At 58.9% G+C, this 25,190-nt stretch carries 21 protein-coding genes; 12 read left to right on the forward strand and 9 right to left on the reverse strand.

All coding sequences use genetic code 11. From position 1 onward, the window contains the following. Nucleotides 1–112 precede the first annotated feature (112 nt). Nucleotides 113–1,543: a C4-dicarboxylate transporter DctA gene (gene dctA, locus ACLFLU_RS08925; RefSeq protein WP_426411857.1), complete on the forward strand. Its 1,431-nt coding sequence runs from the start codon at nucleotides 113–115 to the stop codon at nucleotides 1,541–1,543. A gap of 124 nt (nucleotides 1,544–1,667) precedes the next feature. On the opposite strand, the gene ACLFLU_RS08930 is transcribed toward dctA, so the two are convergent. After that, nucleotides 1,668–2,693, reverse strand: a complete 1,026-nt coding sequence (locus tag ACLFLU_RS08930) for an LLM class flavin-dependent oxidoreductase (protein ID WP_426411858.1) — start codon at nucleotides 2,691–2,693, stop codon at nucleotides 1,668–1,670. Nucleotides 2,694–2,960: 267 nt separating this feature from the next. Here ACLFLU_RS08930 and ACLFLU_RS08935 point away from each other — a divergent pair, with 267 nt between their 5' ends. Further along, nucleotides 2,961–3,137, forward strand: coding sequence for a hypothetical protein (locus ACLFLU_RS08935; RefSeq protein WP_426411859.1), 177 nt, complete (start codon nucleotides 2,961–2,963; stop codon nucleotides 3,135–3,137). On the opposite strand, the gene ACLFLU_RS08940 is transcribed toward ACLFLU_RS08935, so the two are convergent. Together ACLFLU_RS08940 and hisC are read right to left on the reverse strand one after the other, a co-directional pair. Beyond that, nucleotides 3,123–4,145 (reverse strand): LLM class flavin-dependent oxidoreductase, encoded by a 1,023-nt coding sequence (locus ACLFLU_RS08940; protein ID WP_426411860.1) that lies wholly within the window; start codon nucleotides 4,143–4,145, stop codon nucleotides 3,123–3,125. The genes ACLFLU_RS08935 and ACLFLU_RS08940 overlap by 15 nt on opposite strands. Before the next feature lie 291 nt (nucleotides 4,146–4,436). Beyond that, on the reverse strand, nucleotides 4,437–5,537 hold the full coding sequence (gene hisC, locus ACLFLU_RS08945; RefSeq protein WP_426411861.1) for a histidinol-phosphate transaminase: 1,101 nt from the start codon (nucleotides 5,535–5,537) through the stop codon (nucleotides 4,437–4,439). A 1,816-nt stretch (nucleotides 5,538–7,353) separates the two neighbouring features. Here hisC and nifA point away from each other — a divergent pair. From nifA to queE, 6 genes are all read left to right on the forward strand, one after another. Beyond that, nucleotides 7,354–9,114 (forward strand): nif-specific transcriptional activator NifA, encoded by a 1,761-nt coding sequence (nifA, locus tag ACLFLU_RS08950; protein ID WP_375865853.1) that lies wholly within the window; start codon nucleotides 7,354–7,356, stop codon nucleotides 9,112–9,114. Between the two features lie 192 nt (nucleotides 9,115–9,306). Next, nucleotides 9,307–10,149 carry an electron transfer flavoprotein subunit beta/FixA family protein gene (locus tag ACLFLU_RS08955; RefSeq protein WP_426411862.1) on the forward strand — a complete coding sequence of 281 codons (843 nt, stop codon included), beginning with the start codon at nucleotides 9,307–9,309 and terminating at the stop codon, nucleotides 10,147–10,149. 119 nt (nucleotides 10,150–10,268) lie between these two features. Beyond that, nucleotides 10,269–10,517, forward strand: coding sequence for a hypothetical protein (locus ACLFLU_RS08960; protein WP_426413949.1), 249 nt, complete (start codon nucleotides 10,269–10,271; stop codon nucleotides 10,515–10,517). Nucleotides 10,518–11,222: 705 nt separating this feature from the next. Then, on the forward strand, nucleotides 11,223–11,846 hold the full coding sequence (gene folE, locus ACLFLU_RS08965; protein WP_426411863.1) for a GTP cyclohydrolase I: 624 nt from the start codon (nucleotides 11,223–11,225) through the stop codon (nucleotides 11,844–11,846). Continuing rightward, complete coding sequence (locus ACLFLU_RS08970) at nucleotides 11,843–12,307, forward strand: 6-pyruvoyl trahydropterin synthase family protein (RefSeq protein ID WP_426411864.1); 465 nt, start codon at nucleotides 11,843–11,845, stop codon at nucleotides 12,305–12,307. Before folE ends, ACLFLU_RS08970 begins: the two co-directional genes overlap by 4 nt. Further along, nucleotides 12,294–12,950 (forward strand): 7-carboxy-7-deazaguanine synthase QueE, encoded by a 657-nt coding sequence (gene queE, locus ACLFLU_RS08975; RefSeq protein ID WP_426411865.1) that lies wholly within the window; start codon nucleotides 12,294–12,296, stop codon nucleotides 12,948–12,950. The genes ACLFLU_RS08970 and queE overlap by 14 nt, the downstream gene beginning before the upstream one ends. Nucleotides 12,951–13,076: 126 nt before the next feature. Here the strand turns inward: queE and ACLFLU_RS08980 are convergent, their stop codons facing one another. The 3 genes from ACLFLU_RS08980 to ACLFLU_RS08990 all read right to left on the reverse strand — a co-directional run bounded on the left by ACLFLU_RS08980 (nucleotide 13,077) and on the right by ACLFLU_RS08990 (nucleotide 15,086). After that, entirely contained in the window at nucleotides 13,077–13,517 is a 441-nt protein-coding gene (locus ACLFLU_RS08980; RefSeq protein WP_426411866.1) for a hypothetical protein, read from the reverse strand. A gap of 171 nt (nucleotides 13,518–13,688) precedes the next feature. Continuing rightward, nucleotides 13,689–14,135 (reverse strand): hypothetical protein, encoded by a 447-nt coding sequence (locus tag ACLFLU_RS08985; RefSeq protein WP_426411867.1) that lies wholly within the window; start codon nucleotides 14,133–14,135, stop codon nucleotides 13,689–13,691. 423 nt (nucleotides 14,136–14,558) lie between these two features. Then, entirely contained in the window at nucleotides 14,559–15,086 is a 528-nt protein-coding gene (locus ACLFLU_RS08990; RefSeq protein WP_426411868.1) for a transglutaminase-like cysteine peptidase, read from the reverse strand. Between the two features lie 754 nt (nucleotides 15,087–15,840). Between ACLFLU_RS08990 and ACLFLU_RS08995 the strand changes: the two genes are divergently transcribed. Together ACLFLU_RS08995 and ACLFLU_RS09000 are read left to right on the forward strand one after the other, a co-directional pair. Then, nucleotides 15,841–16,035: a hypothetical protein gene (locus ACLFLU_RS08995; RefSeq protein ID WP_375849109.1), complete on the forward strand. Its 195-nt coding sequence runs from the start codon at nucleotides 15,841–15,843 to the stop codon at nucleotides 16,033–16,035. A gap of 2,532 nt (nucleotides 16,036–18,567) precedes the next feature. Continuing rightward, the gene (locus ACLFLU_RS09000) at nucleotides 18,568–18,786 is read left to right on the forward strand and encodes a DUF7694 domain-containing protein (protein WP_049823363.1); all 219 of its coding nucleotides are present in this window, start codon (nucleotides 18,568–18,570) and stop codon (nucleotides 18,784–18,786) included. Between the two features lie 126 nt (nucleotides 18,787–18,912). Here ACLFLU_RS09000 and ACLFLU_RS09005 read toward each other — a convergent pair whose 3' ends face one another. Beyond that, the gene (locus ACLFLU_RS09005; RefSeq protein WP_426413950.1) at nucleotides 18,913–19,584 is read right to left on the reverse strand and encodes a hypothetical protein; all 672 of its coding nucleotides are present in this window, start codon (nucleotides 19,582–19,584) and stop codon (nucleotides 18,913–18,915) included. A gap of 53 nt (nucleotides 19,585–19,637) precedes the next feature. After that, nucleotides 19,638–20,387: a hypothetical protein gene (locus ACLFLU_RS09010; protein ID WP_426411869.1), complete on the reverse strand. Its 750-nt coding sequence runs from the start codon at nucleotides 20,385–20,387 to the stop codon at nucleotides 19,638–19,640. Nucleotides 20,388–21,078: 691 nt separating this feature from the next. Between ACLFLU_RS09010 and ACLFLU_RS09015 the strand changes: the two genes are divergently transcribed. Continuing rightward, the gene (locus ACLFLU_RS09015; protein WP_234684940.1) at nucleotides 21,079–21,324 is read left to right on the forward strand and encodes a hypothetical protein; all 246 of its coding nucleotides are present in this window, start codon (nucleotides 21,079–21,081) and stop codon (nucleotides 21,322–21,324) included. 1,598 nt (nucleotides 21,325–22,922) lie between these two features. Further along, entirely contained in the window at nucleotides 22,923–23,648 is a 726-nt protein-coding gene (locus ACLFLU_RS09020; RefSeq protein WP_027544409.1) for a helix-turn-helix transcriptional regulator, read from the forward strand. Between the two features lie 278 nt (nucleotides 23,649–23,926). Here the strand turns inward: ACLFLU_RS09020 and ACLFLU_RS09025 are convergent, their stop codons facing one another. Further along, nucleotides 23,927–25,105 carry a hypothetical protein gene (locus ACLFLU_RS09025; RefSeq protein WP_426411870.1) on the reverse strand — a complete coding sequence of 393 codons (1,179 nt, stop codon included), beginning with the start codon at nucleotides 25,103–25,105 and terminating at the stop codon, nucleotides 23,927–23,929. Between the last annotated feature and the right edge of the window lie 85 nt (nucleotides 25,106–25,190).

A 25,190-nucleotide genomic window follows, 5' to 3' on the forward strand; every position in this document is an offset into this window, starting at 1 on the left:
TCGAGATGCTCTGGCCTACGATTCCTTGGTCAGAAGTTCGCTCGCGGGATGGTGTCGGAACTGCTCCGATAACCCGTCAAGCGGGATCGCCGCCAAACCTGGGAGGAGCGTTATGACAACCATTGCAGCTGCGCCAACCGCGCGGGCTTCTCGGTCATGGTATAAGGTCCTCTACGTCCAGGTGTTGTTGGCAATCCTACTCGGCATCATCGTCGGCTGGGGCTGGCCGTCGCTTGCCACCTCTGACTGGATGAGGGCGCTCGGCGACGGCTTCATCAAGCTCATCAAGATGGTGATCGCGCCGATCATCTTCTGCACCGTGGTCTCCGGCATCGCTCATATTCAGGATGCGAAGAAGGTCGGCAGGGTGGGGATCAAGGCGCTGGTCTATTTCGAGATCGTCTCCACCCTCGCGCTCGTGATTGGTCTCGTCATGGGCAATCTGTTCCAGATCGGCCGCGGCCTTGCCGCCAAGCCCGATGCGACCGCAGTCGCCAATTATGTCGAGCAGGCGAAGGCGACCAAGTTCGTCGACTTTGTTCTTAGCATCATTCCAGACAGCGTGGTCGGCGCGCTCGCGCGCGGTGACATCCTGCAGGTGCTGCTGTTTGCGATTCTGCTCGGCTTTTCACTGATGGCGCTCGGAGAGCGCGGCGAGAGGCTGCGCAGCACGATCGACGACGCCGCGCAGGCCGTGTTCGGCGTGATCGCCATCATTATGAAGGCCGCGCCGATCGGAGCGTTCGCCGCCATGGCATTTACAATTGGCAAGTTCGGACCCGCGGCGCTGGCCAATCTGATCGGATTGATCGCGCTGTTCTACGCGACCGCCGCGCTATTCGTGATCGTGGTTCTCGGCCTGATCGCGCGGTTCGTCGGCTTCTCCATCTTCAAGTTCATCGCCTATCTCAAAGACGAGCTCTTGATTGTGCTCGGCACATCGTCCTCAGAGAGTGCGCTGCCACAGTTGATGGAGAAGCTCGAGCGGCTGGGCTGTTCGAAGCCCGTGGTCGGCCTCGTGGTGCCGACCGGCTATTCCTTCAATCTCGACGGCACCAACATCTATATGACGCTCGCGACGTTGTTCATCGCGCGCGCCCTCGGGCTCGACCTCGCTTTCGACCAGCAACTCACGATTTTGATCGTGGCGATGCTGACCTCAAAAGGGGCGAGCGGCGTCACCGGAGCTGGTTTCATCACGCTGGCAGCGACCCTGTCCGCGGTCAACCCGGCTCTGGTGCCAGGGATGGCGATCGTGTTCTCGATCGACAAGTTCATGAGCGAGGTGCGCGCACTCACCAATATCATAGGCAATGGCGTTGCCGTTGTGTTCGTGTCCTGGTGGGAAGGCGAGCTCGACCGGATCACGCTGCATGCACGCCTCGGCCGCCAGGCCGATCTGCCCGATGTGGAAACGGCGTTCGCGACTGCTGACGCCGTTCCTGCCTCGGAGGATACGCGCAATTCAGAGATCACGCGCGCAAGAGGAGGAAATTGGACTGAACGTGCGCGTTGCAAACGCGGACGAACGCATTCGTCGTGATGCCTGTTTCAACGCGACCAACGCCTGGTGGAGTAGGCGAAGGTCGAGGTCGTGGGTGATTCCGCGCATAGACCAAACGCGAACGAGCAAAGGCGAGCTGCTGTTGAAACGGCGGAATGATGACTCAGGATTGGTCGAGCAACTCGGATTGGATCGTCCTCGCGGTGTAGAGGGAAGCATCTAGCGGCAAATTACCAAATGCGAGCTGACAAAGCAGGTAATTTGCGCCTGCTTCCTCCAGCTGATGAAGCAGAACGTTTCGAACGGAGCTCGGCGTTCCGACGACGCACAATTCGCTCTCGATTGCCGCATGGAATGTCAGCGGAAGGGGTTGTGGCGTCGGGATGTCATTGCGCTCGTAAAGGAATTTGAAGCTCCGCAGCCATTGCTCGTAAGCGGATCTGGCCAGCGAATAAGCGTCCGCCTCAGATCGCCCAATCACGATCATGCGCAGCAATCCAACAAATGGCCCACGATCAGGGGCGCTGGGGCTGCGCTCTCGATGGGTGTGGTAGGCATCGGTAATTTGGCGGACGCCGGCGGCGGGCCCAACGCAGGCGAGGTTTGCGCCATTGCCCGCGGCCCAGATGGCCGTCTCGGGCCGATTGGTAGTCACCCATATGGGGGGAGATGGACGCTGGTGAGTCGTTAATGTCAGAGGAACCTCACTCAACTGGAAATGTCGGCCTTGGTAGGACAGAACTCCACCCTGCATGGCCTTCTGGAGAATGTTGTTGGCTTCCTCATATCGGCTTGGCGCCGCATCCTCGCAAATTCCAAAGTAGCCCAACTCGACCGGCAGAGCGCCCCGCCCGAGACCCAGCTCGAGCCTGCCGCCGCTCAATTGATCGAGCATGCAGATCTCTTCAAAAGCGCGGAGCGGGTGATAGAGGTTAAGCAGCATCACCAATGGGCCAAGACGGAGGTGCCGCGTACGCTGCGCGAGACTCGACAGGAAAAGACTAGGTGAAGGGCCTCTTCCATGGGGCGTGCAATGGTGCTCTGCCACGTGATACGCATAGAATCCGAGGCGGTCGTATGCCTCCGCCAACATGAGCCGATCTTCGTATTGATGGCCAATATCGCGGCCGTCGTCGTCCAGGTGATCGAAAATGCCGCAGGTGAGTTTTGACGAAGGCTGGTGTGTCATTGGAATATATCCTTGCTGAGGGGGAAGGCCTGCTCGTTTTCAGGGCGGGACTTAAGGCCCGTATTTGTTTTGGCCGCATCTCGCGAGCGTCAGGTCTGAGCTTTGATAGGTGCCGTGCGGTCGAGCGACGAGATCGTTGTTCCGTTCCGCCTCCGTGACGCTGGGGTAAGCGCTCGATGCGCGGCCACTTGGTCGTCAGCTGTAATAGGTCAATGCATGGCTTGAGCCGCTATCATCGTTTTCTCGTTCCATCAGTGGGATAACGAAATGAGTGGTATCGACGCGCGGTTGGCTATCCACCTCGCTTCAGGCATTCTGAGATCGCCGCAAACTGCAGCTAATGCCAATGCTGATGCGGATGCAGTGGTCAAGGCCGTCATCTGGAGACTCGGCAACGAGTCACGGTGGCTTGGTGTACCAAATGACGACTTAGGGATGGCCTAGCAGCTCGGATTGGATGGTTCTTGCGGCGTATAGGGATGCATCTAGTGGTAAATTCCCAAATGCGAGCTGGCAAAGCAGGTAATTTGCGCCTGCCTCCTCCAGCTGATTGAGCAGAAGGCGTCGGACGGGCGTTGGTGTTCCGACGACGCACAATTCGCTCTCGATTGCCGCATCGAATGTCAGCGGAAAGGCCTGTGGCGTCGGGATATCATTGAGCTCGTAAAGGAATTTGAAGCTCCGCAGCCATTGCTCGTAGGCGGATCTAGCCAGCGAATAAGCGTCCGTCTCGGATCGCCCAATCACGACCATACGCAGCAATCCAACAAGTGGCCCGCGATCAGGGGCGCTGGGGCTGCGCTCTCGATGTGTGCGGTAAGCATCGGAAATTTTGCGAACACCGGCGGAGGGACCCACGCAGGCGAGGTTCGCGCCATTGCCGGCGGCCCAAATTGCCGTGTCGAGCCGATTGGTGGTCACCCATATCGGGGGAGATGGACGTTGGTGAGTCGTTAATGTCAGAGGAACCTCGTTCAACTGGAAATGTCGGCCTTGGTACGACAAGGCTCCGCCCGTCAGGGCCTTTAGGAAAATGTCATTGGCTTCCTCGTACCGGCTTGGCGCCGCGTCCTCGCAAATCCCGAAACAGCTTAACTCCACTGGAAGGCCACCCCGTCCGAGACCCAGCTCGAGCCTGCCGCCGCTTAATTGATCAAGCATGCAGATCTCCTCAAAAGCGCGGAGCGGATGATAGAAGTTGAGCAGCATGACAAATGGGCCGAGACGAAGGTGCCGCGTACGCTGGGCGAGACTCGACAGGAAAAGACCCGGCGAAGGACCTCTTCCATGGGGCGTGCAATGCTCTGCCACGTGATACGCATAGAAGCCGAGGCGATCGTATGCCTCCGCCAAGATAAGGCGATCTTCGTATTGACGACCAATATCGCGGCCGTCGTCGTCCAGGTGGTCGAAAATGCCGCAGGTGAGATTTGACGAAGGTGTCATTTGCATCGATCCTTGTTGGGGCGGAATGCCTGCCCGTTCCCCAGGAGGGCTTAAGGGCGCCGCATTTATTATGGCCACATCTCACGACCGTCGGGTCTGAACTTCGATGGGTGCCCGTGCGTCGAGCGCACGAGATCGTTATCTCGATTCAGCCCTGCACACGCGCAGGGGTAAGCACTCAATGCGCGGTTACTTGGCCGTCACCTGCATGGGTCCTTGCTTGGCTCGAGCCGCTATCATCGGCTTCCTGTTTCATCAGCGGTATAACGAAGGGAGTGGACATCGACGCGCGGTTGGCTATCCACCTCGCTTCAGGCGTTCTGAGATCGCGGCAACTGCAGCTAAGAACGAGTCCATTTGTTCGTTTGTGCCAATGCTGATGCGGATGCAGTGGTCGAGGCCGTCATCTGGAAAAACGGCAACGAGTACTCCTTCCCTCTCCAGTGCGGCGTGCCACCACCTGCCGTCCTGTCCGTTCGGGACACGCGCCAGCAAGAAATTGGTATGAGAGGGCGCGACGCGGAACCCGAACTGACGCAGTGCGGCCGCAACCCGTTCTCTCTCGTGCCTGATATGTCTATGGTTCTCTTCGTAGGCCGCGCGATGTGAAAGGATGCTGACGCCGACCGCATGCGCTATGACATTCATGTTGAAGACGTTCTGGATGTTCCGCAGTCGTCCAATAAGCTCTGGATGACCAAGGCCAAAGCCGACGCGAATGCCGGCGGCCGCATAGCTCTTTGAAAGCGTTCTGAGGAGCAGGAGATTGGGGTAGCGGCGGACGAGCCGTAGACCGTTATCAGGTGCGAAGTCGACATAGGCTTCATCCAACACGACCAAGCGGTCAGATTGTGCCACGAGGCGTTCGATGTCGGCGATGGGGGCGAACGTCCCAGTCGGATTGTTGGGGTTGGCTAACAAGATGAACTTGGCGTCCTTTGCCGGACCGAAGAGCAGCTGATCAATCGGGATCGAATGCGAGTCGCTCCACAAAACTTCAAGAAATTTAGCGCTCTGCAACACAGCTAGCTTACGATTGAACGAAAACCCGGGAGACAGCATTGCGACGCTGTCGCCCGGCGCAAGAAAGGCCCTGTAGATCAGGCCGAGAAGCTCCGACGATCCGTTGCCGGCGATCACATGGTCCTTTGAGAGGCCGTAGGCATTGGCGGCAGCCTCCCTCAAGCCGATGTTATCGTCTTCCGGATACAGATACTGACGCTCGAGCGCCGAGATCGCACTTCGCCATACCATTGTTGGTAGTGGAAATGGGTTCTCATTGGTGTTTAGTTTCACGTAACGCGCATCTGGCGCCCGCTGGCCGGGCGACTGGGCTTCTAGGTCCTTAGCCGGCTGCGCCAGAGAAGAGAGCACACTTTGCAGTTTTGCATCGACCATATTCTTGTCCCTCTTGATGCGCAGACGGCAGTCGCCATTAGGAGTGTGCTTGACGGTCTAGCGAGAAATCCGTTTCGTGCACCTGACGTGGCGTCGCTTGGCTCGTTGGCGGTGCACGAGCCAAAAAGCGGCGGTTAAGATGCAGCGCATCGCAAGAACGATCTGGCTGTTTGTTCGCGACGGTGCGATCGCTCTGTCAATCTCAGCCGACTGCGCGCAGCCGAGCCGGGTCGCTAAGCCAGCCCTTGCAGTCCCAGCACGATCGAGCCGCAAGCCTTGGTTTGAAAGTCGGTACATTGGCAGCGTCATGCGATGCTCCCCGGCGAGGCACTGACCTACGCCGGCTTTTCTGAAGGCCGTGGCGACCTGTTTGCCGAAGCTACAATTTGACGCTACGTGCGAATCAAGTCCTGTCGACGTGCTCGTCGCACGAATTCGCGCAAGCTCGTGGCTGAACGCTCGTTGGGCTGAGCTCGGGCTTTGAGAGCGCGCGCGGCGAATCAAGGGGCGGTTCGGCAGGTGTCACGGGGCAAGATCGGTCGCCGGGGCGAGCGCTGGACGGTTCTCGGGCAATCGACCGTTGGAATTCCGCCCTTTGTCAGAAAGCAAACACAGCCCATGTCCTGAGTCCGCGCCCCTTCGCGAGACGACATTTGGCTTCGAACTTCTACGTTGTTGATTGCAGTGGCCCAGATCCTGCAACGCGCTCAAAGATGGCGCTATGGGAACAAAGTGTGTGTTCGTGCCTCGGTCCTGGCGAAGAACGTGGGAAATTCAGTCGGGCCGGAGCCGACGACTGGCGCCCATCGGCCTCACGCTTTTCGAAGGCAGCATCCCGGAGCGAGGACGCAAGACGCTGGTTCCGGCCGCGGCTTCGCGCAATCCCGAGTGCCTTTCTGGAGCGCGTCTCGGGCAGCCGGCTGGCCGATGGCGCTCTGCACGCATCCGCCGCTTCAACGTGAGCGATCCAGCTGCGACCCTGCAACCAGTGTCAAGATCGAGGTCAATCGCGGCAGATATCGGCAGCTATTATTCGCCGCACTAGACGTCGAAGAATGGCTCGCGGGTCGCATGCATCGATCGACACTGGTAGCATTCCTGCGACGGCGCCGGACGTCACCAAGCGCGCCGTTGACGAGTTCAGTCAAGACTTCGCTCGGCCGATTCCACTTGAATCGGGGACCCGATGTGAACCGCGTGGTCCTGTTCGTCAGCTAAGAGCAACCGCCGACATCGATACTCTGATCGCCGGCGTTTGCGCGTTCGCCTGCCTTTGCAAGCAGCGATCAGCCTCCTTGCAAAGCGAGGTTCCCGATTCTTACGAGCGAAATCGCACGCACCAGCACACCGCGTCAGATTCCGGGCAATGTCGATTGCATGCGCGAGCAGGCGTTTTGTCGCAGGTGAGGAATGAGCATCCCTGCAAAACATCGGCGCTCCTCGCATGGGACTGCACCAGAAGAGACCGCTAGCATCGCATTTCAATGGTTGGCCGGGAAAAAATCCCATTCTGATCGGGAAAAAGATGACGCATGCGCCAAATTGTTATTCAAAGGTTGCCGACGGCTCGCGGTCGGCTACAGATGGAGTCGGAAAATCGTTGATGCAGGTCCATGGAACTCGTGCCGCGCACTGTGAACGCAGGACGACCTCATAACAAGGACGTTAGGACCACGATGCGTTTATAGCAGTGCCATGAAAGAGCGCTATGTCTAGCTAGCGACCTGAATTGCGCACGAGCATCAGGCGCAGCATCAAACTCGCAAAATCCAAACAAGATGGTAGGGAGGATGCTGAAAATAACGGAGACGTCGTCATGTTGAACATCGCTTCCGCACACGAAAGGCCTGACTCAGTGTCGGAGACGAGCCAAACTGTTCCCATTGTAACGCTGCACGAAAGCGCCGTTGTCGGGATCTTCGAAATCTCGAAGATACTCGCCGCCCCCTGCCGGCTCGAGCTCACGTTGGCCAACGTCGTGGATATTCTGCATTCGTTTGTTCAGATGCGGCACGGCATCGTCTCGCTTTTCGACCATGATGGCCAGCCAGACATTACGGTCGGCGTCGGCTGGACCGAAGGCAGCGACGAGCGGTACCGGACGCGGCTCCCACCGAAAGCGATCGATCAGATCGTGGCGACGGACATGCCGCTCGTGGCCGAGGACATCGCAGTCCATTCGGCGTTCACGACGGCCGACCTCGAGGTGCTCGGTGCCACCGATAACGCACGGGTGTCGTTCATCGGCGTTCCCATTCGGATCGACGCGAAAGCAGTTGGCGCGCTGACCATCGACCGTGTTCTGGACGACAGCTCAAGCATACGGCTCGAATACGACGTGAGACTTCTCACCATGATCGCCAATCTGGTCGGGCAGACCGTGAAGCTGCATCGGCTCTTTGCGACAGACCGCGAGCGACTGATGGCGGAAAAGGATCGATTGCAAAAGCAATTGGCCGAAATCCAGCAACCCGCTCGCGAGCGCAAGAAGGTCAATGTGGAAGGCATCATTGGCGATAGTCCGGCGCTTCGCGCGCTGCTCGACAAGATCGCGGTGGTTGCCAAATCGAATAGCACGGTTCTGCTGCGCGGCGAATCCGGTACCGGGAAGGAGCTGGTGGCCAAGGCTATTCACGCCCTCTCGGCGCGCTCCAAGCGGCCGTTCATCAAGCTCAACTGTGCGGCGCTCCCCGAGACCGTTCTGGAGTCCGAATTGTTCGGCCATGAGAAAGGTGCTTTTACCGGCGCCTTCAGTTCGCGCAAGGGGCGCTTTGAGCTGGCCGACAAGGGTACGCTGTTTCTGGACGAGATCGGCGAGATCTCGCCCTCGTTTCAGGCAAAGCTGCTGCGCGTCCTGCAGGAGCAGGAATTCGAGCGTGTCGGCAGCAATCAGACCATGAAAGTCGACGTTCGCGTCATTGCAGCCACGAACAGAAACCTGGAGGAAGCGGTCGCAAATAACGGGTTCCGCGCTGACCTCTATTACCGTGTGAGCGTGGTTCCCTTGCTGCTGCCGCCCCTGCGCGAAAGGCGCAGCGACATTCCGCTGCTTGCCGCCGAGTTTCTCAGGAATTTCAACAGCGAAAACGGCCGCACGTTGACATTCGATCAAGGTGCGACGGACATTTTGATGAATTGCGGGTTTCCGGGTAACGTCCGTGAACTCGAAAATTGCGTGCAGCGGACAGCGACCCTCGCCCCAGGACCTTCGATCTGCAGAGACGACTTCGCCTGCTGCCACGGCCAGTGCCTTTCGGCGATGCTGTGGAAGGGGGGATCTGAAGACGTGGCGCCGCATGCGCGCCCGACTTGCGCAGGGGCCCCGAAGCCGAGCAGCGCTGAAGCCGGTCGGTCGGCCGCCGGCGCTGTCCCGCCTGTCCGGGACGCGCAGGCTGGGCTGGGTCCAGCCGGCGCCGCCCTCGTCAGTACCGGACAGATGACCGATCCCGAGCGCGTCATCGCGGCCATGGAGCGGTCGGGTTGGGTTCAGGCAAAGGCGGCGCGCCTGCTTGGCGTTACTCCCCGCCAGATTGGCTACGCGCTGAGGAAATACGGCATCGAGATCAAGCGTTTCTGAGCGATGAGCGGTGTGGTGTCGGTGCGACCATAGCGCTGTCGCGATGACGACGAATGTCCGAAATGCGTCTGCACGTGTTGGAGCACGTCAGGCCCTCAGAACTCGTTGTTTTCATGGACTCATGCCTTAAATCGCAAATGGTACGCCATTTGCTGTGCTTTCTCCGGATTTTGAAAGTCTCTGGAGAAGCACATGCACAATGTCGTCTGCATCAAGCAGGTCCCTGATTCCGCACAGATCCGCGTGCACCCTGTGACCAACACGATCATGCGCCAGGGCGTACCAACCATCATCAATCCTTACGACTTGTTCGCGCTCGAAGCTGCGCTCGATCTGCGCGACAATTTTGGTGGTGAGATCACCGTCCTTACAATGGGCCCACCCTCGGCCGAGGACACTCTACGGAAAGCCCTCACCTTCGGCGCCGATCGCGCGGTGCTGCTGACCGACCGTTGCTTCGCGGGTGCGGACACCCTGGCAACCACCTACGCGCTCGCGACCGCCATCCGCAAGATCGGCAAGGATTATGGCCAGCCTGACCTCATATTCACGGGCAAGCAAACAATCGATGGCGACACCGCGCAGGTCGGGCCAGGTATCGCAAGGCGGCTTGCTGTCCAACAGCTAACCTATGTTGCCAAGATCATGACTGTCGATCTCACCGCGCGCACAATCGAAGCGGAGCGGCGCTCCGAGGGCGGCACCCAGGTGCTGCGCGCAAGGCTGCCGTCGCTCATCACCATGATGGAAGCGACCAATCAGATTCGCCGTGGCGCAATGGCAGATGCATTGCGCGCCGCTCGAGCGCCGATTGTAAAATGGAACGCCCAGGAGGCTGGCGTCGAGGATGTTTCAAAATGCGGTCTCAGGGGCTCGCCAACCGTTGTTAAACGCGTGTTCGCGCCCTCGGCACGCGCTGAGAAGGCAGCCATCGTGGATGCTGCCGAGCAACCGGCGCAAGCCTTGATCGACACCATTTTCAAGCAGAAGCCCAAGCTTGAAACCGAGCTTGCCGCTCTGGCCCGAGGCTCATGACCCGGGGAGAGGTTCGCGCGATCGGCAAGAACGAGCAGCGGCCGTCGACGAGCTTACGCCGGGGCAGAGTAGGTGGGTGGACAGAGCGTTAAGCCGAAAGTTGCAGGCTACGAGTGGCGATGATCCTGCGATTCCACTGCGCCGTCGAACATTTGGACGTGTGGAGTGCAAGCGGACATGGCTTCTCCTTCGTGATCGCTTATGCGAGCCGCGCAGGCCACGGCTTTCACGGACGTCCCGGCTATGTGGCGTCATGGCGCCCGCTTCATCGAAGTCGTAGCGCAATCAAGATCGCTGGCTCGCCCTTCACAACGTTCGCCGATGCCGAGCAAGCCTGCAACTCGACGCTGAAGCATCTGACAGCGTGAAGCTCAGAGCCGATGCGCTGCACCGAACGGGAGCGTCAACAGCATATGGTGATTGGCCCCACCAGGTCGGCGAGAAGACGTCGCACAGTTGCGGCCGAGACGTTCTTTTTCTGGCGTTGCCTCTTGGTTTCCAGATCGAGCCGCTCGGCCGCGGACTCTAGCCCCACTTAGGGTCCACTTAGGGGGAGCGTCATGTCTCTGGCAGCCGATTGGGTCGCAGAATGAGTGGCCGTTATCAGTCGCCGTCGGGTCGAAGACGTCCATGTCTGGGGGCGAATGCGGCGACGTATTCCATCCGCACGAGCGGCGCAAAGCCCATGGTCTCCTTCGGGCAACCTCGCGCAGCGTCGTATCCGGCATGCTGATTGCTAGAGATGAGAAGACCCATTTCAACAATTGCGGTCCTCGCAGCGACCAGCCCAGGAGTTCATCTCAGATGTATCGATTTGTACAAATTGAAAAGCGTGCGCCTGCACCGCTGACTAGCGTCCGGTCTTTGAAGTGCTCTCAATCGCAGCTTATGCCCCAAATGCGTTTTGTCCAGGCGGCCATTCCTCAGTTCTTTCGGCCAACGGATCAGATGTGGTAGGCGGATCACGCGATCGGACCGCAGATCAGTGCTCGGCGGAAACAGGGCAAAGTGTCAGGCAGGACGTTTTGATAAGCTCAACGCAGGCAATTCGTAAACGCCTCCTCGAAGCTGGCGTGTCGTTTGCGCCAAACGCCAACATCGCAAAACACCTGCTGCCCGGTGACATTGAGGTGATACAGACCGAGGTCGAGCGGCACATGCAGGCCGTGCTGGATGCCCTGGTCATCGATACCAATCGCGACCACAATACGCAGGAGACCGCGAAGCGAATTGCCAAGATGTACGTGCGCGAGGTGTTTGCCGGCCGCTTTGAGGCTGCCCCCGAGGTCACGGAGTTTCGGAACGACAGCGGCCTGGATGAGGTCTACTCGCTTGGCCCTATCGCAGTGCGTTCGGCGTGCGCCCACCACCTTGTCCCCGTCACCGGCCGCATGTGGGTCGGTGTTCTGCCTGGTGACAAGCTGATCGGTATCAGCAAGTTTGTACGCCTCGCCAACTGGATCTTGTCGCGACCCCACCTGCAAGAGGAAGCGACCGTCATGCTGGCGGACGAGCTCGAGGGCCGTCTCAAGCCGAAGGGATTGGCCGTCGTCCTCAAGGCACAGCATCAGTGCATGGTCTGGCGCGGTGTTCGCGAACCCGGAACCATCATGACGACCAGCATCATGCGCGGAGCCTTCCGCGACAGCAAGTCAATGCGTCGCGAATTTGTGGCGCAGATCAAGGACTTGGCGTGACATACCTATCGACGAAGACATACGGCCATGAGGTCGGCCTATCTGCCACATTCCGCCAGTGGCGCGCAAAGTCGCATTGTCGCCTGCTGCACGGTTACTCGCTGTCGTTTCGTTTCGAGTTCGAAGCCAACATCCTGGATGACAAGAATTGGGTCGTCGATTTTGGCGGCCTCAAAGAGCTGAGGGCGATCCTCGAAGGTACGTTCGACCACAAGACGGTCGTGGCCGCGGACGACCCCGAGCTTGAATGGTTCCGCGAAGCCGCACGGCGCGGCTTAGCGGACATCATTGTGCTGCCGGCAGTTGGCTGTGAAAAGTTTTCCGAACACGTCTACCGTGTCGGCAGCAACTGGTTGCTAAAAAAAGGACTTGCTCCACGTTGCCGGCTGGTGTCAGTCGAGGTGAAGGAGCACGGCGCGAACAGCGCTATCTATCGGGAGGCAGGCCATGCTGCCGATTAACGAAATATTTGAAACCATCCAAGGGGAAGCCTGCAAGGCGGGCACACCGTCCGTGTTCGTACGGTTGCAGGCATGCCCGGTCAGGTGTCCCTGGTGCGACACCAAGCACACTTGGTTCGTCGATCCAGAGCGGCGGGTGTCGATAGCCGATATGATGATCAAGACCGAGGACACCAACACCTGGGCCATGATGTCGCCGGAAGACGTCCTGCTCGCGGTGCAGACGTTCAGCGCCCGGCATGTCGTGATTACGGGTGGCGAGCCCGCGCTGTACGACCTGCGGCCACTGACCACGCTGCTCGTCGGTTCCGGATTCTCGGTGCAATTGGAGACATCGGGCACCCAAGCCATTCAGGCGCATCCCTACACATGGGTGACCGTTAGTCCGAAAGTTGGCATGCCGGGTCGGCGATCCGTTCTCGGTGAGGCCTTGCTGCGTGCCAATGAGATCAAACACCCGGTGGGCAAGCCTGCCGACATCCAAAACCTGCTGAGCCTGCCTATCGAGTATGCGCTCAAGCCAGAGATATGGCTACAACCATTGAGCCAAAGCCGGAAAGCGACGGAGCTGTGCATCCGAGAGGCAACTGTACGCAACTGGCGCGTCAGCATCCAAATGCAGAAGTATATCGGCGTGCGGTGAATCCCGCTAAAGCAACTGTCACAAAGTCCACGTTTGCTACCGCGGAAATGGTTGTGAATTCGGACAACTTGACCGAAAACCGGGCTCCTCGAGCAAACCGAGCAGGAGCCGGGCAAGGCAAGCCGCTTATTGGCTCCTCACAGGAGCCTTGAAGAATCCTTCCTTTGCCAGGCGAAGATGTCTGTCCAGTGTCGTGTGCAGCGACGCACGAAGCTCAAGCGGGATCGAGTCGTCTGTATCGATTAGTTCCCGAATCTTCAGAAACATGCGGTCGATTGAGGTGAGCGTTGTCGTCATTCGCCCGGGTATCATCTGTTCTTCCTTAGCAACAGCCGCCGACGTCAAGCGAATAGCCAGATATTCTGCCGGCTCAATAATCTCGGCGGTGGCAAGCCAAGCCAGCTTTCGCCGCAACCGCAAGCCTACAATCTTACGCAGCGTAAGGTTCAAGCCCTTTCGATGGCCGAGTGGAGCTTTTTTCACTCTCAAAACAACAAAATGTGCCTCCTCGCAATCACCGGCATTGAGACAAGCGGCTCCATCGTCATGGCTAACGGTCGAGACCACGTCTGCGGGCACTTCCACAGGCCCCGTCAAGCTCCAATAGGCCGGGCTTCAGTTTTGCGACCGATCATCGAGTCTTGACAGACATCAACCCGTCGCGGATGCCAGTGTAACGAGACCCCGGTCGTGTCTGATTCCGCGGGCACGGAATGAGGTAGGTCGAGGGAAATCGCGTCAGGAGCGGATGATTGTCAGGCCGGCATTCTCTAGCGCTTGGAGAATCTTGCTCGCAAGGGCCAGCGCGTCAGCCTGCCCCTCACCGACCAAGTCAGCCGCCAGCGTCCGGGCAATCACATCGTGCGCATCCTCACGTTTGAGCGCCTCGAGCTCGGCATATTCGCCGCAGATCTTGCAGGCGATCACCGGCCGACCGCTCCAGGGATCGTGCGTTGCAACTTCGTACCATTTGTCGGCCTCACATTTCGGGCAGCGCATAGGTGAACTCTCCTGATACGGTTCAGCGTGATCGATCCGCTTGATCTGCCTTTCGCTCCAAACCATGCATCTCGTCTGCTGCTGCCAAATCGAGGTTGAAGAGCCGATCTCCTCGAAATGCTTCGGGGATACGATGCGGGGGACAGTGATAGCGAATCTGTTCCCCTTCAGGTTGGAGGAGGACAATACCGACGGCACTGCAAATCGCGGTCCGTGAGAGCGTCCGATCGGCTCTGATGTTCATTCATCGTGATCATCCTTCTTTTCTCGGAGCGGCCAAAAGAGGCGTGATGTCCGCCGGCTCTGCCTGCGAAGCTCCGCAGATCCCAGACGCGCGACCACGCCAGGCAAATATCCAAGGGACAAAGAGAATGGATCAATCAAAACGGGGCCTTGAGAGAGCGATCTCACCACCGCGCGATGCGGTCTGATTGCCAGCGATATCGCCATAGCTGACGGCCGCCGATCAGAGTGCGGACCGCAGATCAGTTGCGGCGCCGGTCGGAGACCGACCGGTGGCGCGCTGAACGAAGTCACCCAGGGGTTCGATCATCTGCAGTGCGCCCGTGGCGCTAGCCGGGAACATCTCCGATCTCCTCCGTGAGGCGCTTACTCGCCGCGCTGCGCGATAGTACGCCAATATCGCGGATCGCCTGGCGACTGCACTCGAACCCAGCGATAGGGAGCACGCGACCACGATCGGATCTGCGGGGTCAGATTGTCCAGCACGAGGTCGCCGCTCTTAGTCCGTACCACCAGGACCAGATGATGTTTGCCCGAGGCGGTCACGACCTCGGCGAGCAACAGCGCTCGCGGCGGCCATCCACGCTGTAGAAGCTGGTGGCGCTTGCTGACGGCGTAGTCGTTGCAGTCGCCGCGCTCCGGATCAATGAGCCAGGCTTCCACGGGGGGACCGGGTTCACTGGCTTCCGGGATAATGGCGCTGTTCACCGTCTGGTTAGCTTCTTTCAAATCTGCCCACCGTGCCTCGGTCAGGTGGACCGGACCGCCGCGAAACAGGAGGCGGAGGCGGCATTCATTCTGATAGCGCAGGCAGAACATGGTGTATGCCATAGGAGGGAGCGCCGGACGGTCAAGCTTGAGGTGCGGAGACGCCGACACCGCGATCGCCGGCATACCCGACGATCTCTGATCGGCAGATCGAGCGGCCGTCATCGTTTGAGAGCCCATTGTGGTGGCTGCGACTGCAGCCAGGATTAACGTCCTGCGCATGCTGTAGCTGACGCACGGCCGATCAGACCCGAGGTCACGAGCACGAAACGACAGATCCACTGCGGCGGAGCTACGAGGCGCAGTGACCCGAGGAACGCCATCATCCAAAGGGTCTGTCGTCCGCAGCACCTCTGCGACGCCGCGGTCCGCCAGTCATGCGCAGATCCACTCCGTACCGGCAGCCCGTGCGCCGTGCCCCCCGAAACTGCAAGACATGTGCAACCCCCTGTGACTGCGCGGGAAGAGATCGAGGACGAGCAAAGGCCCGCCTGCCTGATCCGAAAAACGTACAATCTGACGCCACGTGCGATTCAAGCCCCCATGAAGGTCGTGCGAGCGTGTTCGGGCTCACGCCGTTCCGCGGACAATTCGCTGCGCAGAAGTGGTCACCAGATCCCGGTCCGCAGGGCGGTCCAACCGCCGACGACTCTTCACTTGTCAGCGCGGAGAGTCCGTTCCGACAACCGGGACCTCCGCTAGTTTTGCCTCTCAGGCATTACTGCCAACGATCTTCGCGACATCAATAATGTCCGCCCTGCCAAAAATGGCGCCACTTCCCATATTGAAGGTAGTGTGACCCACGCCCGAGAAGTTCCTACGTATCACCACGGATGTCGGGCGCCGCTTCACCTGGCCTAGCCGTTGCATATCCATTTCAATGAAGCGCAAAGGCTCATCGAGCGGTCCAACACACTGGCGGCAGCGAGCTCAGGCGACGCTTGCCAAGGCGGAGTCGTTCGATTGTCCAAAGTCAAAAGCCAAGCTGCTTAAAATCGCCGAGGAATATCAAAAGCTGGAACGGTGGGCCGACGAGCGGGAAAGATTGAGAAGAGATGCCGACGAGGAGCAATGAATATCTTCAATCCGGTGGCCTTCCGAGAAGATCTCTCTCGGCTCTGGCCCGCAGCATTTGAAGTGACCGCGACCCATGCGCTCGCACCCTTGACACCCGACGCCCATAATCCGCACGTTGCCTTCGATGTCGGGAAGCCGAAGGAGGTCTCACCGACTCGAATTCGATGGATCTTTTAGTTGGATCTAGCAATGCGACGACAACGCGTGCTGTCGCCCAGCGGCATCGAACTAGACGTTCGGATAGGCTCGCGTACCCGGAAGTGAGCACGCGCGTCGCCCCCGCCCATCCTGAGACGCGACGGATCATCGCGGCAGCCTTCAGGGTGGCACGTATTTTGCTGAAGCCTTCTGAGGGGAAAGGCTCTCCAGCGCCTATGCCTCGCCGGCCCGACGCGCCTTTTTACCCGGCAAGGCGCGTCGGGCTTTTTCGTGCTGCTCAGCCGAGAGACGCACAATGAGCTGTATCAACCAGCATGCGACATCCCTGGCCGTGTTGAGCATCGACGTACGTCGTATCGGGTTCGCAGAACTTCGGACGTTGTCGGGCAGGCGAGACATAGACCTTCATGCAGGGGTACTGACGACACCTCGCGGCACACATTCAATGACCGTCGCGAAACCTCTCTGCCAATTTCCGCGGCACATCATTTGCAACAATCATCGTGGGCATGGACGTGGGCTCCCTCAGCGGCACGTCGATGCCCCCAACCTCACCAGGTTGGGCCCGACGCACCTCCAGCCTGCTCCGAGGGCGTCGGGCTTTTTTATGTTGAGACACTGCGATCGTTTTCATCCTTGCTATCGACCGCCGACATCGCTCTTGGGACCAGGGCGTGGCACGAGCCGAGCAGTGCTGCGGCTCAGGATCCATCTTCCAGTAGCGGGGCTGAATGTCCCAAGACGGTCATCATGGTCGCCGAGTGAAGATGAACGCCGACAAGCCCGAGCGGGTGAGGCGGGCCCATCCCGACGCCGCAAAAGAGGCTCGTGCGCAACTGTCGTCGGAAGATTTGGGTCATTCTCCGGGTACTTGGCTAGTCCAAGAGCCGGCACAGGCTTACCGCAGCGGCAAGACTGGCAGCGATGAACGCCTCAGGACTGTCAACGCAGTAGGCGATAAGCATGGCCCACAAGCTCACCGAAAACGCGATGCCCCAAATCACTTGTATCTGTCTTTGGCGCGGGCGAGGCTCGGCGAGCCGGGTCGTCGGCGCATTAAGCGCAGCACGCACCTGTGGCGGGTTGCAGTCGCCCATCGAAAAACCCCGGCAAGTCCGTAGATGCTCATCCAGACAAGCGCGGCGAAAATTGCCGCTAGCGACCAAAGTTGTGGCGTGCCCGACTTCAGGGGGAGATCACAACGCGCCGCTCGCAGCGGGTCCTGCACGTTGATCAGGCGTCGTCTTGGTTCCCGCCGGTGCATCATCAGCACTCATCTATCCCTAGTGAATCGAGGCGAGCGTCGCATCCGCGCGAAATCGGATGTCACCATGGCCAAGCGAAACGGCCCGTTGCTCGCAAATTGATGATCGGAACGGCCAACGCCCGGCCGACCTCATCGACAGCCGATTAGGACGTTAAGCCAGGCTGAGCCCTAGACGGTCTCGGATTGGTCGATGAAGGTATCGGTTCGATCGTGATTGCGACCGTCAAGCGCATCTCGGACAATTGCCAAGCCGCGATTCGTCCGCTTGTTGATCTGCGTGGGTCGAGCAAGTGTCATCGAGTGATCCCGCGTTGGTGGGCTATGCGCAAGCGTTCGCTGCCGCATATTCTGCTCAGCAATTGGCGTGCCGCAGGAAGCGGTGCTGTAGGCGTTCGTTGACGCAAGAAAGCCTAGGGTTTGGCGTCGCCGCGGCAAATGGTGTCGCGCTTATGGTCCGATTTCCGACATCTTCGTCACAAACCGGACGTGAATGCTAAGCCGTTTGCGTCAACCAAACTCGTGTGAGGCAATATCGAGGTTTAATCCCGCGGTTTGGAGTCCACGACATTTTTGGATTGACGCGTTCGCAGCCCGTGATTTGGTTCTTGCTCCAGGCGTCCCGGCGGAGATATTCGAATCTGCAGCTGCCCAAGCTCTTTCGGAATGCGTCGCCGAACGCCACTTTCCCACAGACTGATCATTCGAGAGAGAGAGTGATGCAGCGACGAATGCGAGCGCGAGCTTGACTGACCTGACAAACTCAGCGGCTGCGGCCACATAGATGACGTATTGGGATTGTTTCAGGCTGACTTATGTGCGGTAGCATTGGGTAGAGTCGATGAAGCACCGGCGAAACCTTCGTGTGCGCCGACTTCAGAAGAGTTGAAAAGCCAAGGAGGACGCGTGAGAGCGCAGATCATAGATAGGCTGGAGACCGGCCGCGTACAGCATGGGCAGTTCGCCAGCGCGCCAGGGTCAGGTCCTTGTGGTCTCTTTTTTATTCAAGGACCTTGCGGCTGTAAACTGCAGATCGCAGCCTTGGTCCGTCCGGGATGGGAGCACGTCTCCGTCTCAACGCCGCGACGTTGTCCGAACTGGGAAGAGATGTGCTTCGTCAAGGACCTGTTTTGGGATGAAGAGGAATGCGTCATGCAGCTGCACCCGCCATACTCGCAATATGTGAACAACAGCAGGTACTGCCTGCACCTCTGGAAGCCCATTCGTGAGAATATTCCAAGGCCCCCGGCATCCTTCATAGGCGTCGTCGGCCTCGGACCGTCCGAGGCCGCGTCGCTGTTGGCACAAATGAGAGCACGATCTTAATCGGATGTGTGTGTGGTTGGCACCCGGCCCAATGCACCCGGACGCTGGACCTCGTCGGTCCACGTCTGCTATTTCAAGATGGAGAGGGCCCGTCGACTGCACGGGTCAGCGACTCATCGCTTGGCCTCAAAATGAGCGCGCCGGCATGAGGCTCAATTCGAGGTCTCGGAACAGGGTGTAATTCCGCCGAATCCATTGGTGCAGCTCCGTGGTCGAATCCCTTTCGTGGCGCAAATACCCCGTAAAGGAAAACGTCAGGCGATCGATATAGGTCTTCAGAAATTGCGGCAGTGCGAAGATGCGCAGCACAGGAGCGCGGTCCATTGCTTCGGGCAACTCGCTGCGCAGCACGAACTGATTATGGACGGTGATCAGCGCAGGTGGCCGGATCTGGTGCCGCAACACCTCATAGCTCCGTGAGGAGACGCGATCGGCGCTCCCGACAAAGAGGATGATTGGTGCAACCCGGTTGCGTACCGCCTCCCTCATGAACCCAATCTCGATGCACATTTTGAAGAACTCGTCGAATGCGTGGAACCCGAGATCAATCACCTTCGCGACCCCGTCGTCCAGGATGAGACGGTCCATCAACTGCATCTTGCCCCAAGTGTCTGTCACATCTGCCGTCTCGGTAATTGTGGGCAGGTAATCGACCAGCGACGGCTCCCTCAAACTGATGTCGAAGGAGAGCACCGATCCGTTCTTGAGCAACAAGAACTCGCTCAAGAGCCGCGCGATCAGAGTCTTGCCGACCTGCAGGCCGGGAGAGCAGATGATGTAGACCGGCGTGGGCGGCATCTCCAGCGACATCATACGACTTCGTATATTCCCCAAGGTGCATACCAAAAGGGCTACGTTTCACTGCTGCGGGGCCTTGATGTGGCGCCAGTCACATCGGTCAAATTGATGCGGTCATACTCGGACCAGACGTTGGCCAGCCAGTGCCGGACATAGCCCCGCAGCACAAAGGAGTAGTTCGCGATCTCATCGAGCGGTCCCTTGTTTGCGACGAAATTCACGAACGAAACGGATGCGACCTCGACCTGCTCATAGGCCATCTCGTTGAGTTTCGGAATCGTCAGTTCGGTGGCGCCCTTGATGCGGTGAAAATACGAGTCGTAAGTCGACTGATCCCATTGAAAGAATTGAGTATCGTTGATGAAATTCTTGACGAGGAAGTATTTCGCGCCGTTCATGAAATTGGAAGTTTCGGCGATCTCGTCCAGAGAGGCGATCGAAGGGCCAAGGATATGAAAGACGGCAAAGGTGATCTGACCAGACTTTACTGAATCCAGGAACCCGATGTCCCGCAACGAGTTCAGAGCGACCGATAGCAAACCTGCGCGGACGTCGATCACGGTGACCGACAGCCCGGCGTTCAGGGTGTCGAAGATCCTCATCTGGTCTGCCGTCGTCGTCATATCGACGATCTCAGTGATGTCGGAATGAAAGCGCTTCAGCGTACCTCGCGGTGACTCCGTGTCAAAGGCGCGGGTCTGCACCTTGTTCACGCTGAAATAGTCCAGAAGCGTCCGACATACGGTCGTCTTGCCGACCCCACCCTTGTCCGCGCCCACCACAATCACAACCGGCTTCGCCATCGAATTCCCTTTAAGACACGCGCTATGCCAACCGCGAGGCGCGATCGACAGTCTTTGCTTTGGACGTGAACATGGCAGAAAGAAGAGGTCGTCGAAGTTTTGCAAATTTATGCGAGCGAGGTCTGACGTGGCAGCGCTCTACGTCAGGTTTGCGGCCATCTAACAGCTCGGAGAATCCGGACTGCGGCCTTCATCGTCGATCTGACGTGACGTCAGGTTTGAACTCGGAACGCCAGGCACATTCGGCGTCTATCGCGTATGGGCAACAGAGAGCCAACGGTGCGGCGTCACATGCCGCCTGCTCGCTTGCAGGCGAGGGGACCACGCAGAGATATCTTGGGCAAAACGAGAGCGGTCGCGAAAGCTAGACAAATTGGATCGGCGGCAGGACCAGCTTGGCCGAAAGAGGGCATCGTGCCTCGGTCGAATCAAGAGAGCGCCTTTCGACTGAAGTGTTACCTTGATGGACGTGTCGACGGCTTTACAGTTGAGCGACATTGCGCAGCCAAGTGTGCAGCATGAGCGTCGACATAAGCCGCCGCGGGGTTGTGAAATGAGCGCACATCATGCTAGGGCCGTCGCAAGGCTGACGCCGCCGCAGGACGGTTCGCTGTTTTGTCGGTCATAACTTGGCCGTCAATTCGCGAGATGACGTTTGCGGGCGGGCCTACAGCTGAAAGAAGGAAGAGGGGTGAGTCAGGCTGAAATGGATGTCGTCGAGCACATGCTCGCCTCGCTAACTACATGCGCGCTTCAGACCCGGGTTGCCCCCAGTAACGAACAGGTTGCGCATCATTTCGAGCTCGCCTGCAAGAGAGTTGGACTCCTTGTTACGCCGGCGTCTGCCATTCGAATCTTCAAGCGCCTCGCGCACGAGGTTCAGAAGGCAGAGTCGATTCTGGAATTCGTCGGTCCTGATACCGGTGAGTTGCAATGAGCAACCAATAGAGTTGTTGTGAGTTTGCGAGCGGAACCACTGTCCGTGCACGCAAAAGCCCTCGGCGTACGTCGGATGTAAACGGCGCCGAGGGTGTTGCTCGCGGGTCGCGCATTTGGATTGTGGCGCATTCCCGTTGGGCGCGAGGTAACGTTCCAGGATGACGCGATGCTGGTCCGCGGCACAATCCCCGTCGTCACACTTTCTGTATCTGGTGCAACGCAACCGGGCCTGTTGGCAGCAACCATTGCGACGTTTGGTCCGCCGCGTGACACACGATCGCGGCTTGATAAGCCCAATCGAGGAGTAGTGCCGCTTCAGATTGCCAGGGCGTCACGCCAAATTGTCGGAAACCGCGCAGGTCGGCGGCAGCTCGTTCCTCGTGCGATAAGCACCGGTCTATCGTACAGATCTTGAAGGTGGCGGCCATTCAGCCGCGTGTGTCGTCCAGCATCCAGTCAAGGCGAGCTGGCCGACGATCCGCAAGTCGACCAGCCACGGCTGAGTACGCAGTGCCATCGAGTGGGAGCGCGATCGCTGATCGCAACCCAGAGCATTGGTGCCGGACCGGGATGTTGGATGGCTGTTGGCTGGAACTGAAACGGCGCCCGCTCTGGCGGTCGGCCGCGCTCAGCAGCTCTCGACCATACGCTTCGCCGCGCATGGGATTACAGGGGCGCCCCTTTGTGCCGCAGACGGGCTACGTATCTTGTTGTTGGCAGCTTTGCTGACCTGCAAATGTCGCTTCTGTAGCAAAGCGCAGTGTCGCATTCGGACGAATGTCGGAGTTGCTTCGATCCTCCGACCCGCCGAATGACCGACGAGTGGCTCAACACACGGCTTTCAGACGTGAATTCATGACTGCCGGAAATTGGTACGACACTTGCTGTCCTAAGGCCAGCTCGGAAGTTCCGGAGTCCCGCATGCACCGTTTCGTCTCGATGAAGCAAAGTTGCAACTGCGCGCGGGTCCGCGTCGGACGCGCTGAGGCGCTTGGTCATTGGCGCTTGAGATGGCATGCGGTTCTTGTGCGAGGTTCTCGTCTTCGGCAACGGCCATCTCGTGCGGCTCGCCGAGGGCATCTTCACCAGCATCGAACAAAGAGAGCGGATGCGCTTTGCTCTACCGTGGATCCGGGTTGCGGAAACGCAAATAGGCATCCCGAGGCTCCGCCACCGCTATGGCGCCTGCGATTGCACAACCGCACTCTTTTAGAAGTCGGTCATCCTCAACTCAGCGAGGAGCTGGCCGGCAGTCCGATAGCGGCCGCTCTCACTGTTCATGATAGCCGGCCCTGCGCGCTGCGACGAGCCGAATCGCAGCTGTCCACACGACAGTTAAGACGTGGCGGGCTTAATCCGTCGACACGCGTCCGCGGCCTTCTCGACTCGTCGCTGCTTCGAGGCGCCTATCCCTTCCGAGCGCGTTTCGGGAGAGCTTACCCAGCTCTGGAACTGCGTGCCGCAGCGCTCGAGCGCTCGCATTGCAAAGACGCGAAGCCCAACGGTGAAGGCGAGTGAACGACGCCCGCCCTCACCAAGCTCTGCGCGCAATGACGCAGTACGACTTTTGGGCCGTGGGGCCTCGTGAGGCGCTACATGGATCTTTTCAATTTCATCGAATGCGCCAAGGCAACTCACTCTATCAAGGTCTTGTTCGACCTTCTCGTAAGCTGTGCGAGTGAGAAAGGCTTCAGTGAAGTCGCTTATGGAGCCCTCACTTTCGCGGAGGCATGTGGTCTGCCTGAATATCTGCCCTCCGGGGTAACGGTAACCTTCCCGTCCGATTGGTGCGGCCGGTACGTTGAACGCAAGTACCGTGTCATCGATCCGGTGGTACGACGGGCGCCAACGCTTTCGCGGCCGTTCCTGTGGGATCAACTTGCCAAAAAATGTCAATTGCAACCCAGCGAGCAGCGCGTACTCGCAGAAGCCAAAGAGGCAGGTCTGAAGCACGGTATGAGCGTGCCGTTGTACGGACCATTGGGCCAAGTGGCTCTGGCATCCTTTGCATCCCCGTTCGACGATGCTGATCCGCAGTGCCAGATGAGTCATCTCAACGTACTGGCCTGGCACTTCCACATTGCCCTTGCTGAGATCTCGCGGCCCTCCGCTAGCGGCTCAAATTGCGAAGTTGCACTGTCTGAGCGGGAAAAAGATTGCTTGCGATGGGTGGGAGAGGGCAAGTCCTCCTGGGAAATAGGCAAGATACTCGAGGTGAGCGAGAATACAGTCAACTTCCATCTCAAGAACGCGATACGAAAGCTCGGGACTTCAAACCGGACCCACGGAATTGCAAAGGCCATTCGCCAAAACCTCATTTGAATGCCCGGCCCGCCCCTGCACCGACAGTATCATTCGGTAAGGGACGACCGTCCTGCCCGCGATGTGCAACCGACCAAGGTGGACATCGCCTTGAGCCGCACGTCGCCGTGGCGAGCGGTGCCCGTGGACGGCCAATTTCGCAGCTTCCTTACCGCCAAGGAAGGGTTGAGCGGAAGCCGAGTGTTTCAGCAAGCAGGGGCTTAGGTTCGCACGGGCAGTGACGGATCAGTCCTGATCGTGCCTGCGCAGACAAGGCTGCGCGGCGGCGCAAACTGCTGTCATTTCTGTGGTGGCGGCAAGGTCATTCCCGCGTTGGTCCAGCTACCAAATATTGGTCCTGACAGATTCTTCTGCAGACCGATCAGCACGCCAACGGGACCTGCGTGGCCGTGGCGATAAGCCATGACCACAGACCGATCATCGCTAGAGGTGAACTGGAATGTCCCGGTAAAATGTCGACTTCGCAACACCGCAATGTTTGTGCTCCGACACAATGGGCAGCTGGTTGGCGGAGGACCAGCGGCCTCGCGGCCAGAAATCGGTGCAGTCGATTCGATCAACTCAGATCGCTTGGAGTAGTTGTCGAGTTCCCCTCGTTCGGGAGCGCTGATCGTACCGGCGGCGATCTTCAAGTTGAGGTCATACATCCGATCGATCTCCGCGTCGCGCTGCTGACGCATCTGCATCGCCGCACAATGCGCAGCTTGTGCTTGCCGTTGCTGCTCGGTGAGTTGGGCCAGGCGCAAGTTGTCGCCGTTATCCGCGGCTCGCTGAATCTCATCTGCCAGAAAGCCTTGACTGGCATGATAACGTCGATCCGCATCCTCGCGTCGCATCATCTCATCCAGCAGCTCGGGGGCGAGATCGTTCATCTGCCGGACTTTGCTCTCGCTAACGTACGTCTCGTTGCCTTGTGCATCAACATAGATGAGGCTGGAATAGACCGGTGCCGCTTCGATCGTCCACACGGGAGGATACGGTCCGTCAACGAACCCGAATACTGTGTCATTTAAGGTCCCGCCGCCCACGTAATAGTGAGCCGGTGTCTCCCGATACTCGAGTTCGTGTTGCAGTGCTAAGCCGTTCGAGCCACGATGATCGATGACGTCTTCAATGAACAGCACGCCAGGCGTACCCGGATGCGTGTCAGTATATCTCTTGGCTTGTTCATAACGAAGAGTGCGACGCTGCGTTGTTTGTGGCGCGGGTCCATAAACGTCCGCCAGAAACGTGACGGTCGCGTCAATGGACCCCAGCTCCGCGGTATCAGTCGGAACTGGGGTTGGAGCCTCTGGCGTTTCAAATGGCTTCCATGCAGACATTGCTTGGGGCGATCGATCATCAGCCTCACCTGGCGCGGCATGTTCCTCCACCGCGGCAAGCAGGTGGGAATGTTGAGCACTGGCTTGAGCTTCAGCGAAAACAAGCATGCTACAAGCTACAAATATCTTACGCATTGGAGAGCCTCCGTTTTGGTGTGGTGCAGCCCAGGTCAACAAGCGCGGAGAACCGCACCAGTTGACCAGCTGGCTCGACTAGTGA

This window comes from Bradyrhizobium ganzhouense, assembly GCF_049949285.1.
Taxonomy (GTDB): Bacteria; Pseudomonadota; Alphaproteobacteria; order Rhizobiales; family Xanthobacteraceae; genus Bradyrhizobium; species Bradyrhizobium ganzhouense.